This window comes from Sulfuricaulis sp. (genome assembly GCF_049587675.1).
Lineage (GTDB): Bacteria > Pseudomonadota > Gammaproteobacteria > Acidiferrobacterales > Sulfurifustaceae > Sulfuricaulis.
Map to the genome: position 1 here is coordinate 1 of NZ_JBAVEJ010000221.1, position 5,266 is coordinate 5,266.

Genomic DNA, 5,266 nt, shown 5'->3' on the forward strand with positions numbered 1-5,266 from the left:
AGCCAGCTCTTGAATTCGAAACGCGCGAACAGCTCGCGCAGCCGGGCGTTATCCGGTGGCGTGCGCCGCAGGTCCTGCGGGGCGCTCTTCAGCTCCACGTCGCACTTGATGGTGGCGAGGCTCCGCGCCATCGGCAGATGCCCCAGGGACGCGCGCAGGCTGTCACCCGCCTTGCCGGGCACGTCATTCGCGTGCGCCACGATTTCATCGAGCGAACCGTATTCCTGCAACCACTTGGCGGCGGTCTTGGGCCCGACCCCGGGCACGCCGGGGATGTTGTCGGAGGTGTCGCCCACGAGCGCCAGGTAGTCCACGATCTGTTGCGGCGTCACGCCGAATTTCGCCACCACTGCATCGTGGTCGTACTCGGCGTCCTTCATCGTATCCACCAGCCGGACGTGTCCGTCCACGAGTTGCGCCATGTCCTTGTCGCCGGTGGAAATCACGGTCTCGCGGCCTTCCGCGGCAGCGGCGCGCGCGAGCGTGCCGATCACGTCATCGGCCTCGACTCCTTGGACCTGAATGAGCGGCAAGCCGAGGGCGCGGATGATGTCGTGAATCGGTTCGATCTGGGCCGCAAGCTCGTCCGGCATCGGTGGGCGGTGTGCCTTGTACTCGGGGTAGATATCGTCGCGGAAGGTCTTGCCCTTGGCGTCGAACACCACCGCCAAGTGCTCGGTGTCGTATTCGGAAAGCATGCGGCGCAGCATATTGACCACGCCGTATACCGCGCCGGTCGGCTCGCCGCGCGAGTTGGCGAGCGCGGGCATGGCATGGAAGGCACGGTACAGATAAGATGAGCCGTCCACGAGGATAAGTGGCCCACCTTTTTTCCCGCCCGCCGACGCTTCCGTAACGACATTTTTCCCGCGGCCCGGGGATTTAGGGCTCATGCGCTGGAAAGACCGCCCGCTGTCCGTATGTTTGTGCTAAAAATCATATATGAATAACAGAGATCCCAAAGATAAATTACCGCCGTTCCCGAAACCCAACGGCGCGGACGCCCAGTTCCGCATCGAGGTGGCGCCCTCGGGCACCATGTCACGGGAATCGTGGAAGATTTTCCAGATCATGGCCGAGTTCGTCGCCGGCTTCGAACAGCTCTCGACGATCCAGCCCTCGGTCAGCATTTTCGGATCGGCGCGGACGGCGCCGGACCACCCCTATTATGCCCTGACCGAGGATATCGCGCGCAAGCTTTCCGACGCTGGTTTTTCCGTGGTCAGTGGCGGCGGCCCGGGCCTGATGGAAGCCGCGAACAAGGGCGCCTATGCCGGCAAGTCCCCGAGCGTGGGCCTGAACATCCGGCTGCCGCACGAGCAGCACGCCAACCCGCACCAGAACATCACGCTGACGTTCCAGCACTTCTTCGCGCGCAAGGTGATGTTCGTGAAATACGCCAAGGCCTACGTTTGCATGCCCGGCGGTTTCGGAACCCTCGACGAGCTGGTTGAGGCGCTCACCCTGATCCAGACCGGCAAGACCACGCGCATTCCCATCATCCTGGTGCATGCTCCATTCTGGGCCGGCCTGGTGGACTGGTTCAAAGACAAGCTGGTGTCCGAGGGCACGATCGACAAAAGCGATCTCGAACTCTTCAGCGTGGTCAACAGCGCCGAGGAGGTGCTGGAGGTGATCTTCCGGTATTATGAGGAAAGCGGTTTCGCGCCTTCGGAAGAAGAAAGAGAGATCAAGCTCAATCTCTGATGCCCGGAAAATTACTCATGCGCACTTTTGTATTTTTTCTCTTCGCCCTGCTGACGGTGCCCACGATGCTGGCCGAGACGGCGTTGGGCGACTCGAACGGCAAGGCCGCGGACCCGGCAACCACGCCCGTGCCGCCGCCTCCGCCTCCTCCGGAGAATTACAATCCGCCGGCGGCGCCCGAACCCCCCGGCGCCGGACAGCCGGAACCGGAAGTGACCATCACCACCAAGGGCACGGAAATCCATGAGGAGTATCGCCTCAACGGGCGGCTCTACATGATCAAGGTCACCCCGGCCAAGGGCAAACCGTATTACCTCATCGACCACGAAGGCAGCGGCCAATTCCGTCGCAGCGATTTCGAGACGCGCATCTCCATCCCCACCTGGGTGATCAAACGCTTTTGATGTTCCCGCGCAGACCCAAGCCGGGATTTGTTCGTTGCTTGCTTCGCAGGGATACCATGTATGAGCAATGGTTCTTCTCCAGACAAGACCGCGCCTGAGGAAAATCGCGGAATACACCAGGGCATCGCCTGGATTGTCCAAGGCTGGCATCTGATTCAGGAACAGCCGCCGTTGTGGTTCGGCATGGCCGCGATTTACCTGGTATTCGGTTTTACACTCAAGCTGATTCCCTTCATGGGCGATCTGCTGCTGGTCCTTGTCACTCCCATGTTGCTCGCCAGTGTGGTCATGGTCCTGGCCAGGGAGAAAAGCGCCACGCACCGGTATATGAACGGCCAGACTTCTTCGATGTCGGCCTTGCTCCAGACCTGGCTCGTACAGCCGGCGCAGGAACTGGTAAGCATCTTTATCCGGGAGGACAAGGTATTCGTTGCCGTGTTGCTCGGCATCGTCACCCTCGGCCTGGCCATGCTGGTCAAGATCACCGGCTATCTGCTGATCGGCGGCTCGATGGTGTCGGGGCTGACGGCGGGCCAGCTGAATGCGTCGCAGATCACGACCGTGCTCGGCATGCTCGTGGTCGCCAGTCTGTACCTGGGTCTGGCCATGGGCCTGGTTTACTGCGTGCCGCGCACGGTGCTCGGGAATCGCCCCCCGTTCGAGGCAATTGCCGACAGCTTTATCGCCTGCCGCAACAACGCATTGCCGCTGCTCACGCTGGTGGCGCCATTTTTTATTGTTTATTTCGTCATCATTGTGGCCTTCGCCAATAATTACTGGCTGGGCTACCTCTTGGTTTTCAGTGTCGGCGTCGTCGCGTTGCCGGTCTTCGTGGCATCGATCTATTGCAGTTATCTGGTGCTTTACCCGCCCCATCACCCCCCCTCACCGCGGTAATTGTTTTTCCGCTGGCCTGTGCGCCGGGTCCCGGCTTATATTGATCTGACACTATATTCCTGAGAGAGGGAAATGCGCGTACGGCTCTATCACGGCGAGGCGTTGGCGACCTACGGCTTCGGGTCGGGTCATCCCTTCGGCCACGACCGCCAGGCCGCTTTCTGGCAGGAGGCCCTGCGCCAGGGACTCGACTGGCAGACGGAAATCGGCGCTCCGGTTCCCGGCACCGAGGACGATCTCGCGCTGTTTCACACCGCCGACTACATCGCTCGCGTGCGCCGGCAATCGCTAAGCGGCCAGGGTTATCTCGATGCCGGCGATACGCCGGCGTTCCCGGGCGTGTTTGAAGCAGGCGCGGTCGTCGTCGGCACGGTGCTGGACGGACTAAAAAATATTCTTGAAGGCCGGTGTCGGCGCGTTTTCGTGCCAATCGCCGGCCTGCATCATGCACGCCGCGACTCCGCCTCGGGTTTCTGCGTGTTCAACGATATCGGCGTGCTGATAGAAGCGTTGCGCCGGCGTCACGGCATTCAACGCGTGGCCTACGTGGACATCGACGCGCATCATGGCGATGGGGTGTTCTATGCCTTCGAGGACGACCCCGACCTGATCTTCGCCGACATCCACGAGGACGGACGCTATCTCTACCCCGGCACCGGCTTTGCCAACGAAACCGGCACCGGCGCTGCCAAAGGCACCAAACTCAATATTCCACTCGAACCCGGCGCCGACGACGCGGCATTTCATCGGGTGTGGCCGCAGGTCGAGGAGTTCGTGCGCGCAGGCCGTCCGGAATTCATTATCCTGCAGGCCGGTGCTGACAGCGTCGCTGGTGATCCCATCACCCACATGCAGTTCACGCCCGCTGCCCATGCACACGCCACCACCCGCCTGTGCGCGCTCGCCGACGAATTCTGCCAGGGCCGGATCATCGGCCTCGGCGGAGGCGGTTACAATCGCTTCAACCTCGCGGCCGCCTGGACCCGGGTGGTGAAGGCCATGCTGGAGTGAGACCGGGCGATTTTGTCACCCGCGCCATACCCGGTAGTCTTCACCATGGCATACCAACAATAACCTGTGCATGAAACCCTGGATCGCCATCGCCACAGCTATCGACGCCGTGAACGAGACCATCGGCCGTGCAGTGTTGTGGCTGGTCCTGGCGGTGACGCTGATCTCGGCGGCGAACGCATTGATGCGTTACGGTTTCGGCATGTCCTCGAACGCCTGGCTCGAGATCCAGTGGTATCTGTTCGGCGCCATTTTCCTGCTCGCCGCGGGCTACACCCTCAAGCACAACGGCCACGTGCGCATCGACGTCATCTACGGGAGATTGTCGCAACGCACGCGGGCCTGGATTGACCTGCTGGGGGCTCTGCTGTTCCTGCTGCCGCTGTGCGGGCTCATGGTGTGGCTGGCCTGGCCCGGCTTCGTGGATTCCGTTCAGAGCGGCGAGATATCACCGGATGCCGGCGGGCTTATCCGCTGGCCGGTGCGCCTGCTGATTCCGCTCGGGTTTGCTCTGCTCGCTTTGCAGGGCGTGGCCGAGGTCATCAAACGCATCGCTTTCCTGCGTGGCCAGGGCAAGCTCCCGCACGAGACGCCGATGGAGGAAGTATGAGTCTGGCGCTCATGGCGCCACTCATGTTTGCGGCGCTGGTCGTGATCCTGTTGCTCGGTTATCCGGTGGCGTTCGCGCTCGCGGCCAATGGCCTGATGTTCGCCTTCATCGGCATCCAGTCGGGATTTTTCGATTTGAGTCTGTTGCAGGCTTTGCCTGAACGCGTTTACGGCATCGTCTCCAACCAGACGCTGCTCGCGATTCCCTTTTTCACCTTCATGGGATTGGTGCTGGAGCGCAGCGGCATGGCCGAGGAATTGCTCGACACCATCGGCCAATTGTTCGGGCGCGTGCGTGGCGGACTGGCCTATGCCGTGGTGATAGTAGGCGCGCTACTCGCCGCCACCACCGGCGTGATGGCGGCCTCGGTAATCGCGATGGGCTTGATCTCGCTGCCCATCATGCTGCGTTACGGTTACGACAAGCGCCTTGCGAGCGGCGTGATCACGGCCTCGGGCACGCTGGCGCAGATCGTGCCGCCGTCGATCGTGCTGATCGTGCTCGCCGACCAGCTCGGCGCCTCGGTCGGCGACATGTACACCGGCGCGCTGGCGCCGGGTCTGGCGCTGGCCGGCCTGTATCTCTGCTATGTCCTCGGCGTGACGCTGGTGAAACCCGAAGCCGCCCCGGCCCTGCC

Annotated in this window: 7 protein-coding genes; 6 read left to right on the top strand and 1 reads right to left on the bottom strand. The window is 62.2% G+C overall.

The window, feature by feature from the left end:
* Positions 1-893, bottom strand: an 893-nt coding sequence (locus WB402_RS11525; RefSeq protein ID WP_424207986.1) for a 5'-3' exonuclease, incomplete at its 3' end; no start/stop codon positions are given.
* Positions 894-942: 49 nt separating this feature from the next.
* On the opposite strand from WB402_RS11525, the gene WB402_RS11530 reads away from it, so the two are divergent.
* From WB402_RS11530 to WB402_RS11555, 6 genes are all read left to right on the top strand, one after another.
* The gene (locus WB402_RS11530; RefSeq protein WP_424207988.1) at positions 943-1,707 is read left to right on the top strand and encodes a TIGR00730 family Rossman fold protein; all 765 of its coding nucleotides are present in this window, start codon (positions 943-945) and stop codon (positions 1,705-1,707) included.
* Between the two features lie 17 nt (positions 1,708-1,724).
* The gene (locus tag WB402_RS11535; RefSeq protein ID WP_424207990.1) at positions 1,725-2,111 is read left to right on the top strand and encodes a DUF2782 domain-containing protein; all 387 of its coding nucleotides are present in this window, start codon (positions 1,725-1,727) and stop codon (positions 2,109-2,111) included.
* Positions 2,112-2,171: 60 nt separating this feature from the next.
* Positions 2,172-3,008, top strand: coding sequence for a hypothetical protein (locus WB402_RS11540; protein WP_424207992.1), 837 nt, complete (start codon positions 2,172-2,174; stop codon positions 3,006-3,008).
* A gap of 72 nt (positions 3,009-3,080) precedes the next feature.
* Entirely contained in the window at positions 3,081-4,019 is a 939-nt protein-coding gene (locus WB402_RS11545) for an acetoin utilization protein AcuC (protein WP_424207993.1), read from the top strand.
* 70 nt (positions 4,020-4,089) lie between these two features.
* The gene (locus WB402_RS11550) at positions 4,090-4,629 is read left to right on the top strand and encodes a TRAP transporter small permease subunit (RefSeq protein WP_424207995.1); all 540 of its coding nucleotides are present in this window, start codon (positions 4,090-4,092) and stop codon (positions 4,627-4,629) included.
* A partial coding sequence (locus tag WB402_RS11555) for a TRAP transporter large permease subunit (RefSeq protein WP_424207997.1) occupies positions 4,626-5,266 on the top strand: 641 nt, incomplete at its 3' end. The genes WB402_RS11550 and WB402_RS11555, both read left to right, overlap by 4 nt.